13 protein-coding genes and 1 tRNA gene are annotated in these 14,572 nt (G+C 34.6%); all 14 read left to right on the top strand.

Features of this window, described 5'->3' with window-relative positions; genetic code table 11:
• The first annotated feature begins 57 nt into the window (after positions 1 to 57).
• The 14 genes from dnaA to QM810_RS08115 all read left to right on the top strand — a co-directional run bounded on the left by dnaA (position 58) and on the right by QM810_RS08115 (position 14,423).
• Positions 58 to 1,416: a chromosomal replication initiator protein DnaA gene (gene dnaA / locus QM810_RS08180; protein WP_414254513.1), complete on the top strand. Its 1,359-nt coding sequence runs from the start codon at positions 58 to 60 to the stop codon at positions 1,414 to 1,416.
• A gap of 158 nt (positions 1,417 to 1,574) precedes the next feature.
• Complete coding sequence (gene dnaN / locus QM810_RS08175; RefSeq protein WP_373075997.1) at positions 1,575 to 2,711, top strand: DNA polymerase III subunit beta; 1,137 nt, start codon at positions 1,575 to 1,577, stop codon at positions 2,709 to 2,711.
• Between the two features lie 66 nt (positions 2,712 to 2,777).
• Positions 2,778 to 2,972, top strand: a complete 195-nt coding sequence (locus tag QM810_RS08170; protein ID WP_006150549.1) for a DUF951 domain-containing protein — start codon at positions 2,778 to 2,780, stop codon at positions 2,970 to 2,972.
• A gap of 84 nt (positions 2,973 to 3,056) precedes the next feature.
• Entirely contained in the window at positions 3,057 to 4,172 is a 1,116-nt protein-coding gene (gene ychF / locus QM810_RS08165) for a redox-regulated ATPase YchF (RefSeq protein ID WP_006150542.1), read from the top strand.
• Between the two features lie 72 nt (positions 4,173 to 4,244).
• Complete coding sequence (pth, locus tag QM810_RS08160) at positions 4,245 to 4,814, top strand: aminoacyl-tRNA hydrolase (protein WP_178894383.1); 570 nt, start codon at positions 4,245 to 4,247, stop codon at positions 4,812 to 4,814.
• Positions 4,807 to 8,310, top strand: a complete 3,504-nt coding sequence (gene mfd / locus QM810_RS08155) for a transcription-repair coupling factor (protein ID WP_414254605.1) — start codon at positions 4,807 to 4,809, stop codon at positions 8,308 to 8,310. Before pth ends, mfd begins: the two co-directional genes overlap by 8 nt.
• A 65-nt stretch (positions 8,311 to 8,375) precedes the next feature.
• A complete protein-coding gene (locus tag QM810_RS08150) occupies positions 8,376 to 8,642 on the top strand; it encodes an RNA-binding S4 domain-containing protein (protein WP_004250926.1) in 267 nt (88 codons plus the stop codon).
• Entirely contained in the window at positions 8,635 to 9,003 is a 369-nt protein-coding gene (locus QM810_RS08145; RefSeq protein ID WP_016466544.1) for a septum formation initiator family protein, read from the top strand. Before QM810_RS08150 ends, QM810_RS08145 begins: the two co-directional genes overlap by 8 nt.
• 6 nt (positions 9,004 to 9,009) lie before the next feature.
• A complete protein-coding gene (locus QM810_RS08140) occupies positions 9,010 to 9,132 on the top strand; it encodes an SP_0009 family protein (protein WP_414254512.1) in 123 nt (40 codons plus the stop codon).
• Positions 9,125 to 10,393, top strand: a complete 1,269-nt coding sequence (locus QM810_RS08135) for a serine hydrolase (RefSeq protein WP_414254511.1) — start codon at positions 9,125 to 9,127, stop codon at positions 10,391 to 10,393. The genes QM810_RS08140 and QM810_RS08135 overlap by 8 nt, the downstream gene beginning before the upstream one ends.
• A complete protein-coding gene (tilS, locus tag QM810_RS08130) occupies positions 10,390 to 11,667 on the top strand; it encodes a tRNA lysidine(34) synthetase TilS (RefSeq protein ID WP_414254510.1) in 1,278 nt (425 codons plus the stop codon). The genes QM810_RS08135 and tilS overlap by 4 nt, the downstream gene beginning before the upstream one ends.
• A gap of 4 nt (positions 11,668 to 11,671) precedes the next feature.
• On the top strand, positions 11,672 to 12,214 hold the full coding sequence (hpt, locus tag QM810_RS08125; RefSeq protein ID WP_006150551.1) for a hypoxanthine phosphoribosyltransferase: 543 nt from the start codon (positions 11,672 to 11,674) through the stop codon (positions 12,212 to 12,214).
• Positions 12,215 to 12,230: 16 nt separating this feature from the next.
• On the top strand, positions 12,231 to 14,189 hold the full coding sequence (ftsH, locus tag QM810_RS08120) for an ATP-dependent zinc metalloprotease FtsH (RefSeq protein ID WP_414254509.1): 1,959 nt from the start codon (positions 12,231 to 12,233) through the stop codon (positions 14,187 to 14,189).
• Positions 14,190 to 14,351: 162 nt separating this feature from the next.
• A tRNA-Glu gene (locus QM810_RS08115) sits at positions 14,352 to 14,423 on the top strand.
• Positions 14,424 to 14,572 lie beyond the last annotated feature (149 nt).

Genomic DNA, 14,572 nt, shown 5'->3' with positions numbered 1-14,572 from the left:
GCTATGTGATAAAATAGTGTTTAAGATTACACCATTTAGAAAAGGAGGAGTTTGTTGTTGAAAGAAAAACAATTTTGGAATCAGATTTTAGAATTAGCTAAAGAGAGATTGACACGATCAATGTTTGATTTCTACGCAACACCTGCTGAATTAATAAAGGTTGAGGGAAATGTAGCTACCATATTTTTGCCAAGATCTGAAATGGAAATGGTTTGGAGTACAAAACTCAATGATATTATTGTAGCTGTCGGTTTTCAAATCTATGACACTGAAATAAAAGCTCAATATGTATTGACTAAAGAAGATTCTAATGCCTCCGATATAGCAAGCAATGTTGAAAACAGTAATCATCAACAGGAAGAAATTGAAAAATCTATTCCTTATTCAGAAACAGGATTAAGAGACATCTATACTTTTGATAATTTCATCCAAGGTGATGGAAATATTTGGGCCAAGTCTGCTGCTTTAGCCGTCTCGGAAGATCCTGGACTAACTTATAATCCTCTGTTTATATATGGAGGACCTGGTCTAGGGAAAACTCACTTGCTCAATGCTCTGGGTAATGAAATTCTTAAAAAAAATCCTAATGCGCGTGTAAAATATATTCCTGCTGAAAGTTTTATTAATGAATTTTTAGATCATTTAAGACTCAATGATATGGATAATTTTAAAAAAACCTATCGAAGTCTAGATCTCCTTCTTATTGATGACATTCAATCTCTTAGTGGAAATAAAGTACAAACTCAGGATGAATTTTTCAATACATTTAACAAACTTCACAGTAATAATAAACAGATCGTTTTAACGAGTGACCGTAGGCCAGAACAACTAGAAAACCTACCTGAACGACTTGTCACGCGCTTCTCATGGGGATTAACAACGGATATTACTCCACCTGATTTCGAAACTCGTATCGCTATCTTAAACAGTAAAACAGAGGATTTAGATTATCATTTTCAACCTGACACAATCGAATATTTGGCTGGCCAGTTTGATTCAAATGTACGTGAATTAGAAGGTGCCCTCAAAGACATTAGTCTCATGGCTAAAGTCAAACAAATCAACACTATAACTGTTGATATTGCATCTGAAGCTATACGTGCTCGAAAACAAAGCGTCAGCACCATGATCGTCATTCCGATTGAAAAAATCCAAGAGGAAGTCGGAAAATTTTATGATGTGAGCGTTAAGGAGATGAAGGGAACTAGACGTGTTCAGAATATTGTTCTAGCTCGTCAAGTTGCTATGTACCTAGCTAGAGAATTAACTGATAACAGTCTTCCAAAAATCGGGAAAGAATTTGGTGGTAAAGATCATACAACCGTCATTCATGCTCATGCAAAAATCAAATCTATGATTGAAACTGATGATAAATTACGTATAGAAATCGAAACCATCAAAAAGAAAATCAAATAACTTGTGGATAAGTGTTTAAAATGTTACTGATTTATTAACAAATTTTAAACAAGTATAACTTCTTGATTTTTCTAAACTAAACTTGGTTTTCCACAGATTTCACACAGCCTACTATTACTATTAACCTTCTAATAATAAAAATAAATAAAGGAGATGCCATGATTCATTTTTCTATTAATAAAAATTTATTCCTGCAATCATTAAATATTACTAAACGTGCTATTAGTTCAAAAAATGCTATTCCTGTTTTATCAACTATTAAAATTGATGTGACTAACGAAGGAATTACATTAATTGGATCAAATGGTCAAATTTCAATTGAGAATTTCATTTCTCAAAAAGATGAAAATGCAGGTCTTCTGATTAACTCTTTAGGTTCTATCCTTCTAGAAGCTTCATTCTTTATCAATGTTGTTTCTAGTCTTCCAGATGTGACTCTTGATTTTAAAGAAATTGAACAACACCAAATTGTATTAACAAGTGGGAAATCAGAGATTACCCTTAAAGGTAAAGACAGCGAGCAGTATCCACGTATCCAGGAAATTGCAGCAAGTAATCCTTTGGTTCTTGAAACAAAGCTTCTTAAAAAGATTATCAACGAAACTGCCTTTGCAGCTAGTGTTCAAGAAAGTCGTCCAATCTTGACTGGTGTACACTTTGTCTTGAGTAATCATAAAGAATTAAAAACAGTTGCGACAGATTCTCACCGTCTCAGTCAGAAGAAATTGACACTTGAGAAAAATAGTGATAATTTCGACGTTGTTATCCCTAGTCGCTCTCTACGCGAATTTTCAGCTGTTTTTACAGACGATATCGAAACAGTAGAGATTTTCTTCGCAAACAACCAAATTCTCTTTAGAAGCGAAAATATTAGCTTCTACACACGTCTCTTAGAAGGTAATTATCCTGATACAGATCGCCTAATTCCAACAGATTTTAATACGACAGTGACTTTTGATGTTGTGAATCTACGTCAATCTATGGAACGTGCACGTCTCCTATCAAGTGCAACTCAAAACGGTACTGTAAAATTAGAAATCAAACAAGGAGTGGTTACAGCCCATGTAAATTCTCCAGAAGTTGGTAAAGTAGACGAAGAAATTGATACAATTGCTGTATCTGGCGAAGACTTGACTATTAGCTTTAACCCAACTTACTTGATTGAAGCACTAAAAGCCTTGAATAGTGAAAAGGTAACAATCAGCTTCATTTCAGCAGTTCGTCCATTTACCTTGGTACCAGCTGATACAGATGAAGATTTCATGCAGCTGATTACACCAGTTCGTACAAATTAAGTTAAAGAGGTTGAGCCTAGCTCACCTCTTTTATGATATAATCAGAAATATGAAAAGGAGAGTAGTATGTATCAAGTTGGAAATTTTGTTGAAATGAAAAAACCACATGCTTGTACAATCAAATCTACAGGCAAAAAAGCAAATCGTTGGGAAATTACTCGTTTAGGTGCAGATATTAAAATTAAATGCAGTAATTGTGATCATGTAGTCATGATGAGTCGCTATGATTTTGAAAGAAAAATGAACAAAATTATCGACTAGAAACACTGAATTGGAGGGTTAGCAAGTTTTCCCTTTTTGTGTTATAATATTGAAAATTGAAATGTGAACGGAGAATGAGAAACTATGGCTTTAACAGCAGGTATCGTGGGTTTGCCAAACGTTGGTAAATCAACCCTATTTAACGCAATTACAAAAGCAGGAGCAGAGGCTGCAAATTATCCATTTGCAACCATTGATCCAAACGTTGGGATGGTAGAAGTTCCAGATGAACGCCTCCAAAAATTAACTGAAATGATCACTCCTAAGAAGACAGTTCCAACAACCTTTGAATTTACAGATATTGCAGGGATTGTAAAAGGTGCGTCAAAAGGTGAAGGTCTTGGTAATAAATTCTTGGCCAATATCCGTGAAGTTGATGCCATTGTCCATGTGGTTCGTGCCTTTGATGATGAAAATGTCATGCGTGAACAAGGTCGTGAAGATGCTTTTGTTGATCCACTAGCAGACATTGATACCATTAACCTAGAATTGATTCTTGCTGACCTAGAATCTGTGAATAAACGATATGCGCGTGTGGAAAAGATGGCACGTACGCAAAAAGATAAGGAATCAGTTGCAGAATTTAACGTTCTCCAAAAGATTAAACCAGTTCTTGAAGACGGTAAGTCAGCACGTACCATTGAATTTACAGATGAAGAGCAAAAAGTAGTCAAAGGACTCTTCCTTTTGACTACTAAACCAGTTCTTTATGTAGCAAATGTGGATGAGGATGTTGTTGGAGACCCAGAATCTATTGATTATGTGAAGCAAATTCGTGAATTCGCAGAAACAGAAAATGCTGAAGTAGTAGTTATTTCAGCGCGTGCTGAAGAAGAAATTTCTGAATTAGACGATGAAGATAAAAAAGAGTTTCTTGAAGCTATTGGTTTGACAGAATCAGGTGTGGATAAGTTGACTCGTGCAGCTTACCATCTACTTGGACTTGGAACTTACTTCACAGCTGGTGAAAAAGAGGTTCGTGCTTGGACCTTTAAACGTGGTATGAAAGCTCCACAAGCAGCTGGTATCATCCACTCTGACTTCGAAAAAGGTTTTATTCGTGCAGTAACTATGTCTTATGATGATTTGATTAAATACGGATCTGAAAAGGCTGTAAAAGAAGCTGGACGTTTGCGTGAAGAAGGAAAAGAATATGTCGTTCAAGATGGCGATATCATGGAATTCCGCTTTAACGTATAATCAACATTTTTAATAGTGTCAATTAGGTTGGAAAAAAATTCCAACCCTTTTGGGTTTTGAAAGGAAATTTTAATGACAAAATTACTTGTAGGATTGGGAAATCCAGGGGATAAATATTTTGAGACAAAGCATAATGTTGGTTTTATGTTGATTGACCAACTAGCAAAAAAACAGAATGTATCCTTTACACACGATAAAATATTCCAAGCTGAATTAGCTTCATTTTTCCTTAATGGTGAAAAAATTTATCTAGTGAAACCAACAACTTTTATGAATGAAAGTGGGAAAGCAGTTCATGCTTTATTAACCTACTATGGTTTAGATATTAAAGATTTACTGATTATTTACGATGATCTTGACATGGAAGTAGGAAAAATTCGTCTTCGCGCTAAAGGATCAGCTGGCGGTCATAATGGTATCAAGTCAATTATCCAACATATTGGTACACAGGTTTTCAATCGTGTAAAGATTGGTATAGGTAGACCTAAAAAAGGAATGTCTGTTGTTCACCACGTTTTGAGTAAATTTGACAAGGATGACTATATAGGTATTTTACAGTCTATTGACAAGGTTGACGATGCTGTAAATTATTATTTACAAGAGAAAAACTTTGAAAAAACAATGCAGAAATACAATGGGTAAGGGAATGTCATTAATCGAATTCTTTTTAGAGAATAATCAGATACAATCATGGAATGGGCATTTATCTCTCAAACAAAGACAATTACTACTTGGTTTATCAGGATCAGCAAAATCCTTAGCTATTGCAAGTAGTGCTAAAAATCAGGACAAGATTTTAGTGATGACATCTACTTATGGAGAAGCTGAGCGTCTAGTAAATGATTTAATTTCTATCCTGGGTACTGATATGGTTTATCCATTTTTAGTAGATGATTCACCAATGGTAGAATTTTTAGTATCGTCACAAGAAAAGATTTTTTCTCGCGTTGAAGCCTTACGTTTTCTAAGAGATAAATCTCAAAAAGGAATATTAGTTTGTAACATGGCAGCTAGTCGTATATTCTTGCCTGATCCTAAGATTTTCGATGATAGTGTTTTAAAACTGCAAGTCGGACAAGAATGTGAACAAAGAGAGCTAAAAAATCAGTTGATTTCTCTTGGTTATAAGAAAGTTACGCAAGTTCAAAGTCAAGGTGAATTTAGTCTTCGAGGAGATATTTTAGATATCTTTGAAACCTCACAACTATCTCCTTACCGAATTGAATTTTTCGGTGATGAAATAGATGGAATTAGAGAATTTGATGCAGAGACACAGTTATCAAAGGAAAGTCTCCCTGAAATTTCTATATATCCCGCTAGTGATATTTTACTAACTGCTGAAGATTATCATCGTGGTCAGAAATTTTTAGAAAAAGAGATTGACAAGACATTGTCACCAACTGTAAAGTCTTACCTAGAAGAAGTTTTTAGTTGCACGAAAGAGCAAGTTTTTCATGCAGATATTCGAAAGTTTTTATCTGTTTTGTATAAAAAACAGTGGACTTTGATTGACTACTTGAACCAAGCTCCTATTATCTTTGATGATTTTCAAAAAATCATGAATCAGTATGATGTTTTTGATAAGGAAACAGCTAGCTGCTTTACAGAGGATTTACATAATAGTAAAGCTGTATCAAATTTACAATACTTTGCAGATGTAGAAAGTCAATTTAAAAAATATTTACCAGCTAGCTTCTTTTCTAATTTTCAAAAGGGACTTGGAAATCTGAAATTTAATCATCTTTATCAATTTAATCAATATCCAATGCAAGAGTTCTTCAATCAATTTTCTTTTCTGAAAGAAGAAATTGAACGCTATAAAAAATTAAAATATACGATTGTTCTTCAGTCAAGTAGCGAGAATGAACTAAAAAAATTGTCAAGTATTTTAGAAGAATATGACATAAAAGTTGATAATATTAGTGCGAATGAATTCTGTAAAGGAACTGTCAATATTGTTGAAGGAAACCTTCGTCATGGTTTTCATTTTGTGGATGAGAATCTTGTATTCATCACTGAATATGAAATATTCAAAAAGAAGATTAAACGCAAATACAGAAGACAAAATATTAGCAATGCTGAAAGATTAAAGGATTATAGTGAACTCCAAAAAGGAGACTATGTTGTTCATCAAATTCATGGGATTGGTCAATATTTAGGAATTGAAACGATTGAAATCAAAGGGATTCATAGAGACTACGTAAGTGTTCAATACCAAAATGGAGATCGAATTTCTATCCCTGTAGAACAAATCCAAACCTTATCTAAGTATGTTTCAAGTGACGGTAAGGCTCCAAAGTTAAACAAATTAAACGATGGACGTTTTAAAAAAGCTAAGCAAAAAGTTAAAAATCAAGTTGAAGACATCGCAGATGACTTAATTAAGTTATATGCAGAGAGGAGTCAACTTGAAGGTTTTGCATTTTCAAAAGATGATGAAGACCAAGTTGCTTTTGATGAGGCTTTCCCTTATGTTGAAACTGAGGACCAACTTCGAAGTATAGATGAAATTAAAAGGGATATGCAGACTTCTCAACCAATGGATCGACTCTTAGTTGGAGATGTTGGTTTTGGTAAGACAGAAGTTGCCATGCGAGCTGCATTTAAAGCTGTCAATGATCATAAACAGGTTGTCGTTTTAGTGCCAACAACTGTTCTTGCGCAGCAACATTACAGTAATTTCAAAGAAAGGTTTGAGCAATTTGCTGTAAACGTAGATGTTTTAAGTCGTTTTAGAAGTAAAAAAGAGCAAACTGAAACACTTAAAAAATTGAAAAAAGGCCAGGTAGATATCTTGATTGGGACCCATCGAGTTTTGTCTAAAGATGTTGAATTTGCAGATTTAGGATTGATCATCATCGATGAGGAACAACGTTTTGGTGTCAAGCATAAGGAAGCACTTAAGGAATTAAAAAAGAAGGTGGATGTCTTAACCTTGACAGCTACACCAATTCCTCGAACTCTTCATATGTCTATGCTAGGTATCCGAGATTTATCTGTCATTGAAACCCCTCCAACAAATCGATATCCTGTTCAAACCTATGTTCTTGAACAAAATGATCGTGTGATTCGTGATGCTGTGTTGAGAGAAATCGATCGTGGTGGTCAGGTTTACTATCTTTACAACAAAGTTGACACGATTGAAAAGAAGGTTTCAGAATTACAAGAACTGATTCCTGAAGCTTCTATTGGTTTTGTTCATGGTCAAATGAGTGAAATTCGTTTGGAGAACACACTACTTGATTTCATTGAAGGTGAGTATGATATTTTAGTAACCACGACAATCATAGAGACAGGAGTAGACATTCCAAATGCCAATACCTTGTTTATCGAAAATGCGGATCACATGGGTCTGTCAACCTTGTATCAATTAAGAGGTCGAGTTGGGCGTAGTAATCGAATCGCTTATGCCTACCTCATGTATCGTCCAGATAAATCTTTGACAGAAGTTTCAGAAAAGAGATTAGAAGCCATCAAAGGTTTTACCGAATTAGGTTCTGGTTTCAAAATTGCTATGCGTGATTTATCCATTCGTGGAGCTGGAAACCTTTTAGGGAGTTCGCAGTCTGGTTTTATCGATTCAGTTGGTTTTGAATTGTATTCTCAGTTACTAGAAGAAGCAATTGCTAAGAAAAATGGAACTGACAAGAAACGTGAAAAAGGGAATGCTGAGTTAATTCTACAAATTGATGCTTATCTTCCGGATGAGTACATATCAGATGAGCGCCATAAAATTGAAATTTATAAGAGAATTCGTCAGATTGACAACCGTGTCAACTATGAAGAATTACAAGATGAGTTAATTGACCGTTTTGGTGAGTATCCTGATGTTGTTGCTTATCTTTTAGAAATTGGATTAGTTAAAGCTTATCTAGATAAAGTATTTGTCAATCGAGTTGAAAGAAGAAATAATAAGCTTGTCATTCAATTTGAAAAAATATCGCAACAACTTTTTTTAACCCAAGATTATTTTCAGGCTCTTTCTCAGACAAGTTTGAAGGCTAATATTTCTGAAAATCAAGGTTTAATCGAAGTTGTTTTTGATATTCGAAATAAAAAAGACTATGAGATTTTAGAAGGACTCTTAACCTTTGGAGAATCGTTAGCGAAGATAAAAGATTCAAAAGAGTTACATTAGGGATTACCTTTTTTCTTCTATAAAAGGGATAAAAATGGTACAATAATAATTTGAGGTATTATAAGATGAGATTAGATAAATATTTAAAAGTATCACGAATTATTAAACGCCGTACAGTGGCTAAGGAAGTTGCAGATAAAGGGCGTATCAAGGTAAATGGTATCCTTGCTAAAAGTTCAACTGATTTAAAAATCAATGATCAGGTTGAAATTCGTTTTGGAAATAAATTGTTGCTTGTAAAGGTGCTCGAAATGAAAGATAGCACAAAAAAAGAAGATGCAGCTGGAATGTATGAAATTATCAGTGAAACAAGGGTAGAAGACGATGTATAAAAAAATAGTCCAAATGAATAATTCATTTATTCAAAATGAACACCAACGACGTAAATACATGATGGAAGAACGTCAAAAACGTAATCGTTTTATGGGTTGGGTTTTGATTTTGATTATGTTGTTATTCATCTTACCAACTTACAATTTAGCACAAAGTTATCAACAATTATTAACACGTCGCCAACAACTAACTGATTTGAAAAAACAATATCAGGAATTGAGCGATGAAAAGGATAAAGAAGCTAGTTTAGCAACTAAGTTAAAAGACGAATCCTATGCGGCTAAATATTCCCGTGCAAAATATTATTATTCAAAAACATGGGAGGAAGTTTATACAATTCCGGACTTACTTCCTAGGTAATGTGAAATGGAAAATTTATTAGATATTGTCGAAAAATTTTTAAGTCAGTCAGATGAAAAATTAGATGAGTTAGCTCGAAAGAATCATCTGTTACGACTACAAGAAGAAGAGGGGAAAAAGAATGCGTAAATTTTTAGTGATATTACTACTTCCTATTTTCCTAAAAAGCGTTCAAGTAGTAAGCACTGAGAATCCAGTTATCATTCCAAAACAAGAAGTTTATTCTTTAACTCATACTCCATATCATTTTTATTATCAAGATATTATAGAATCTCCAAAATTTTATGGTGAGACGCCAGTTTATTCTACAGAAGACCTGATTAAAGAATCAGGAAAAGTCAATGCAGAAACAAAATTATCTGTTTTAGAATGGCGATTAAATAAACAAGGACAGCCTGTGTTTAAATTGTCAAATAATCAATTTGTGATGGCTGATAAACGACTTTTATACGATAGTTCCATCGTAAACGATTTTTCTAAACGAGTATGGCTAGAACCAGGATTTGTCGTTTATAATAGTCCTTATGATCAACAAGAATTAAAGTCTACTTTAGCAGCTTATCAAGAGGTTGAAGCAGATATGTCTATTTTTGCTGATGGTCGTGAATTCTTACATATCAAGCAAACGGGCTGGATTTCGACGGATTATATTTCCGATGATGATAATCGTATTCAGAAAGTACAAGAGTTGCTATCTGCAAATTATCAAAATGAACAGTTTTCTATTTATGTGAAACAATTGAGTACAGGTAAGGAAGCTGGGATTAACGAAGAGCAAAAAATGTACGCTGCTAGTGTTATGAAATTACCTTATCTTTATTATGTTCAGGAAAGAATCAATCAAGGTGATTATCAACTTGACACGAAATTGAAGTATGTTTCCGAAGTTAATGATTTCCCTGGTTCTTATAAACCGGAAGGAAGCGGAAGTCTCCCTAAAACAGCGGACAATAAAGAATACACAATCAAAGATTTAATCACAAAAACGTCAAAAGAATCTGACAATGTAGCTCATAATATTCTTGGTTATTATATTACGAATAAATCAGATGAAGCCTTTAAAAAAGAGATGGCTACTATCGCAGGTGAGGAATGGGATGTGACAGATAAGTTGGCTTCAGCTAAAATGGCTGGTCAAGTTATGGAATCTATTTATAATCAGAATGGTTTTGTTTTAGAATCTCTTTCACAAACATCGTTTGATAATCAGAGGATTGCTAAGAATATTTCTGTTAAGGTAGCCCATAAAATTGGGGATGCAGATGAATTTAAACACGATGTAGGAATAGTTTATACAGATTCTCCTTTCATTATTTCAATCTTTACCAAAAATTCTGATTACGATACTATTTCTAAAATTGCTAAGGATGTCTACGAGGTCCTAAAATGAGAGACCGAGATTTTTTAAATCATTTTCTAGAAAAAGGTTATTTTAAAGAACATTCAAGCGTTGTGCTAGCCTTGTCTGGTGGATTGGATTCGATGTTTCTCTTTCGTCTTCTTTCAACTTATAAAAAAGAACTTGGTATTGAATTGTTTTTAGCTCATGTAAATCATAAACAACGACCAGAGTCAGATCAGGAAGAAAATGAATTAAGAAAATTAGCTGAACAAGCTGGAGTTCCAATTTATGTAGCTTGTTTTACTGGAGATTTTTCAGAAACGAATGCTCGTCAATTTCGCTATAATTTTTTTAGAGAAGTGATGGAGAAAACTTCATCTACAGCTCTTGTAACAGCTCATCATGCAGATGATCAAGTTGAGACAATCTTTATGCGATTGATTAGAGGTGTTAGACTACACCATTTATCAGCTATTAAAGAAAGACAAACGTTTAATAAGGGAGAGTTAATTCGTCCTTTGTTGTCTTTTTATAAGAAGGATTTTCCTAAAATTGAGCATTTTGAAGATCCAACGAATAAAGAAAATCACTATCTTCGCAATCGTATTCGCAACCTCTATCTGCCACAGTTAGAAAAAGAAAATGTTCAGGTAAAAAAAGCAATTTTAGAGTTTGGAAAAGAAGTTTCTGATTATCAAATTGCTCTGGCTGAATTCTCTAAAACGGTTGATGTGGAAGATTTAACACAGTTTTTATCTTTTAGTGAAGCAACACAGCGAGTTTTATTGCAGCAATATCTTAGTCATTTTCCAGATTTAAGTATTACAAGAGAACAATTCCGACAGGTCCATCATATTTTAAGAACCAAGAGTCAATATCGTCATCGATTAAAAAATGGATATGAACTTATAAAAGGATATCAACACTTTCAAATTTGTAAAATCAGACCAAAGTCTGATGAAAAAAGTAGTGAGTGTGTGTTAAACTATCAAAATCAAGTTTATTATGAAGGTTTTCTATTTTCATTTGGAATTCCTTTAAAAGGTAAAAATGTTCAACAAATAAATGTTTCCCGTGAAACATCATTGATTTTGAGGCATCGACAGTCAGGTGATTATTTGATAATAAATGGTCATCGAAAAAAAGTAAGGCGACTTTTTATTGATTTAAAAATTCCTGCAGAAAAACGAAAAAATGCGATTATTGTTGAGCAATTCGGAAAGATTTGTTCAATTTTAGGAATTGAACTCAGTGATTTGAGTATAAAAATGAAAAATGATATAATGAACACTGTACTTTATATAGAAAAAATAGATAGGTAAAATCATGTTAGAACAAGATATCAAGAAGATTTTGATTTCGCAAGATGAAATTACAGAAGCTGCTAAGAAGTTAGGTGCTCAATTGACCAAAGATTATGAAGGTAAAAATCCGATTCTAGTTGGTATTTTAAAAGGATCTATTCCTTTTATGGCAGAATTGGTGAAATATATCGACACTCATCTTGAGATGGACTTTATGATGGTTTCTAGCTATCATGGTGGTACTGTAAGTAGCGGTGTTATCAATATCAAACAAGATGTAACTCAAGATATTAAAGGTAGACATGTTGTTTTTGTGGAAGATATTATCGACACTGGTCAAACCTTGAAAAGTTTGAGAGATATGTTTACTGCTAGAGAAGCGGCATCTGTTAAGATTGTTACAATGCTTGATAAACCTGAAGGCCGTACTGTAGAAATCGAAGCAGACTACACATGTTTTACTATTCCAAATGAATTTGTTGTAGGCTATGGTTTAGACTATAATGAAAATTATCGTAACCTTCCTTATGTAGGCGTATTGAAAGAGGAAGTATACTCAAAATAGAAGGGTAAGTTGTTGAATGCAAAAGCAAAATAATGGTTTTATAAAAAATCCATTTCTTTATTTGTTGATGATTTTCTTGCTAGTAACAGGATTTCAGTACTTTTTCGCTGGAAGAGCTGCTGGGCACAGTCAACAAATTAAATACTCAGAATTGGTGCAGGAAATCACTAACGACAATGTAAAAGAAATAACCTATCAACCAAGTGGTAGTGTTATTGAAGTGTCTGGTGTCTATAAAACTGCTAAAACAGAAAAACCGGAAACAGGTATTCAGTTTTTCACACCTTCTGCAACAAAAGTAGAAAAATTTACAAGTATTATTCTTCCATCGGATACTACTGTAGCAGATTTGCAAAAATTAGCTGGGGAACACCAAACACAAATTGAAGTGAAGCATGAAAGTTCAAGTGGTATGTGGATTAACATCCTAGTTTCAGTAGTACCATTTGCCATTTTATTCTTCTTCCTATTTTCTATGATGGGCAATATGGGCGGAAATAGTGGACGCAATCCGATGAGCTTTGGACGCAATAAAGCTAAGACTGCTAATAAGGAAGATATCAAAGTACGCTTTTCAGATGTAGCAGGAGCTGAAGAAGAAAAACAAGAACTTGTTGAAGTTGTTGAATTCTTGAAAGATCCAAAACGCTTTACAAAATTAGGTGCTCGTATCCCAGCTGGTGTTCTCTTAGAAGGACCTCCGGGAACTGGTAAAACATTACTTGCTAAAGCAGTAGCAGGAGAAGCTGGAGTACCATTCTTTAGTATTTCAGGTTCTGACTTCGTAGAAATGTTTGTCGGTGTCGGTGCCAGCCGTGTACGTTCACTTTTTGAGGACGCTAAAAAAGCAGCACCAGCAATTATCTTCATTGATGAAATTGATGCCGTTGGTCGCCAACGTGGTGTCGGTCTTGGTGGAGGTAATGACGAACGTGAACAAACCTTGAACCAACTCTTGATTGAAATGGATGGTTTTGAAGGAAATGAAGGGATCATTGTCATTGCGGCAACGAACCGTTCAGATGTTCTAGACCCAGCCCTTCTTCGTCCAGGTCGTTTTGATAGAAAAGTATTGGTTGGTCGTCCAGATGTTAAGGGACGCGAAGCAATTCTAAAAGTCCATGCTAGAAATAAACCTCTAGCAGAAGATGTAGACTTGAAGTTAGTAGCACAACAAACTCCTGGTTTTGTTGGTGCTGACTTGGAAAACGTATTGAACGAAGCGGCATTAGTTGCTGCTCGTCGTAACAAATCAGTCATCGATGCTTCTGATATTGATGAGGCAGAAGATCGCGTTATTGCAGGGCCTTCTAAGAAAGATAAAACTGTTTCCCAAAAAGAACGTGAAATGGTTGCTTATCACGAGGCCGGACACACTATCGTAGGGTTAGTCTTATCGAATGCGCGTGTCGTTCATAAGGTAACAATTGTTCCTCGTGGTCGTGCAGGTGGTTACATGATTGCTCTTCCAAAAGAAGATCAAATGTTGCTATCTAAAGAAGATATGAAAGAACAATTAGCTGGTTTAATGGGTGGACGTGTTGCTGAAGAAATTATCTTTAATGTCCAAACAACAGGTGCATCAAACGACTTTGAACAAGCTACACAAATGGCGCGTGCAATGGTTACAGAGTATGGGATGAGTGAAAAACTTGGACCTGTTCAATATGAAGGAAATCATGCAATGTTTGGTGCTCAAACTCCACAAAAATCTATTTCAGAGCGTACAGCTTATGAGATTGACGAAGAAGTTCGAGCATTGTTGAATGAAGCACGCAATAAAGCAGCTGAAATTATTCAATCAAATCGTGAAACGCATAAATTAATTGCAGAAGCCTTATTAAAATATGAAACATTGGATAGTACACAAATCAAATCTCTTTATGAAACAGGGAAAATGCCTGAATCAGTAGAAGAGGAATCACGTGCCCTATCATATGATGAAGTCAAATCAAAAATGGCTGAAGAAAACTAAAATATTAGTAGGCTAGATACAAGAGAGGATAACATTATATCCTCTCTTTCTTATTATAAAAACTAATCTATGAAAAACCAGTAAAAAAATTTCAGAAAAATAAACCCAATATCTTGACAAGCGTCAAAAAGTAGGTATAATAGAAAGAGTTGACAAGCTCAGGGTCCGTTGGTCAAGGGGTTAAGACACCGCCTTTTCACGGCGGTAACACGGGTTCGAATCCCGTACGGACTATGGGTGTATCGCGGTTGATGGGAACAGGTTATAAAAAAAGTTAAAAAAACCTGTTGACAGAGAAAAATGACTGTGATATACTAATATAGTTGTCGCAAGCGCGACAAAGACCTTTGAAAACTGAACAAGACGAACCAATGTGCAGGGCA

Source organism: Streptococcus infantis (genome assembly GCF_047464155.1).
In the GTDB taxonomy this organism is placed as follows: Bacteria; Bacillota; Bacilli; order Lactobacillales; family Streptococcaceae; genus Streptococcus; species Streptococcus infantis_U.
The sequence above is the reverse complement of the archived record's forward strand: the minus strand, read 5'-3'. Positions and strand labels throughout refer to the sequence as shown.

Excerpts from the sequence above, each read along its gene's own strand:
- ftsH (WP_414254509.1), top strand. The coding sequence starts at position 12,231 with ATGCAAAAGCAAAATAATGGTTTTATAAAAAATCCATTTCTTTATTTG.
- dnaN (WP_373075997.1), top strand. The coding sequence starts at position 1,575 with ATGATTCATTTTTCTATTAATAAAAATTTATTCCTGCAATCATTAAAT.
- tilS (WP_414254510.1), top strand. The coding sequence starts at position 10,390 with ATGAGAGACCGAGATTTTTTAAATCATTTTCTAGAAAAAGGTTATTTT.
- QM810_RS08150 (WP_004250926.1), top strand. The coding sequence starts at position 8,376 with ATGAGATTAGATAAATATTTAAAAGTATCACGAATTATTAAACGCCGT.
- QM810_RS08140 (WP_414254512.1), top strand. The coding sequence starts at position 9,010 with ATGGAAAATTTATTAGATATTGTCGAAAAATTTTTAAGTCAGTCAGAT.
- QM810_RS08145 (WP_016466544.1), top strand. The coding sequence starts at position 8,635 with ATGTATAAAAAAATAGTCCAAATGAATAATTCATTTATTCAAAATGAA.
- ychF (WP_006150542.1), top strand. The coding sequence starts at position 3,057 with ATGGCTTTAACAGCAGGTATCGTGGGTTTGCCAAACGTTGGTAAATCA.
- QM810_RS08135 (WP_414254511.1), top strand. The coding sequence starts at position 9,125 with ATGCGTAAATTTTTAGTGATATTACTACTTCCTATTTTCCTAAAAAGC.
- pth (WP_178894383.1), top strand. The coding sequence starts at position 4,245 with ATGACAAAATTACTTGTAGGATTGGGAAATCCAGGGGATAAATATTTT.
- hpt (WP_006150551.1), top strand. The coding sequence starts at position 11,672 with ATGTTAGAACAAGATATCAAGAAGATTTTGATTTCGCAAGATGAAATT.
- QM810_RS08170 (WP_006150549.1), top strand. The coding sequence starts at position 2,778 with ATGTATCAAGTTGGAAATTTTGTTGAAATGAAAAAACCACATGCTTGT.
- mfd (WP_414254605.1), top strand. The coding sequence starts at position 4,807 with ATGGGTAAGGGAATGTCATTAATCGAATTCTTTTTAGAGAATAATCAG.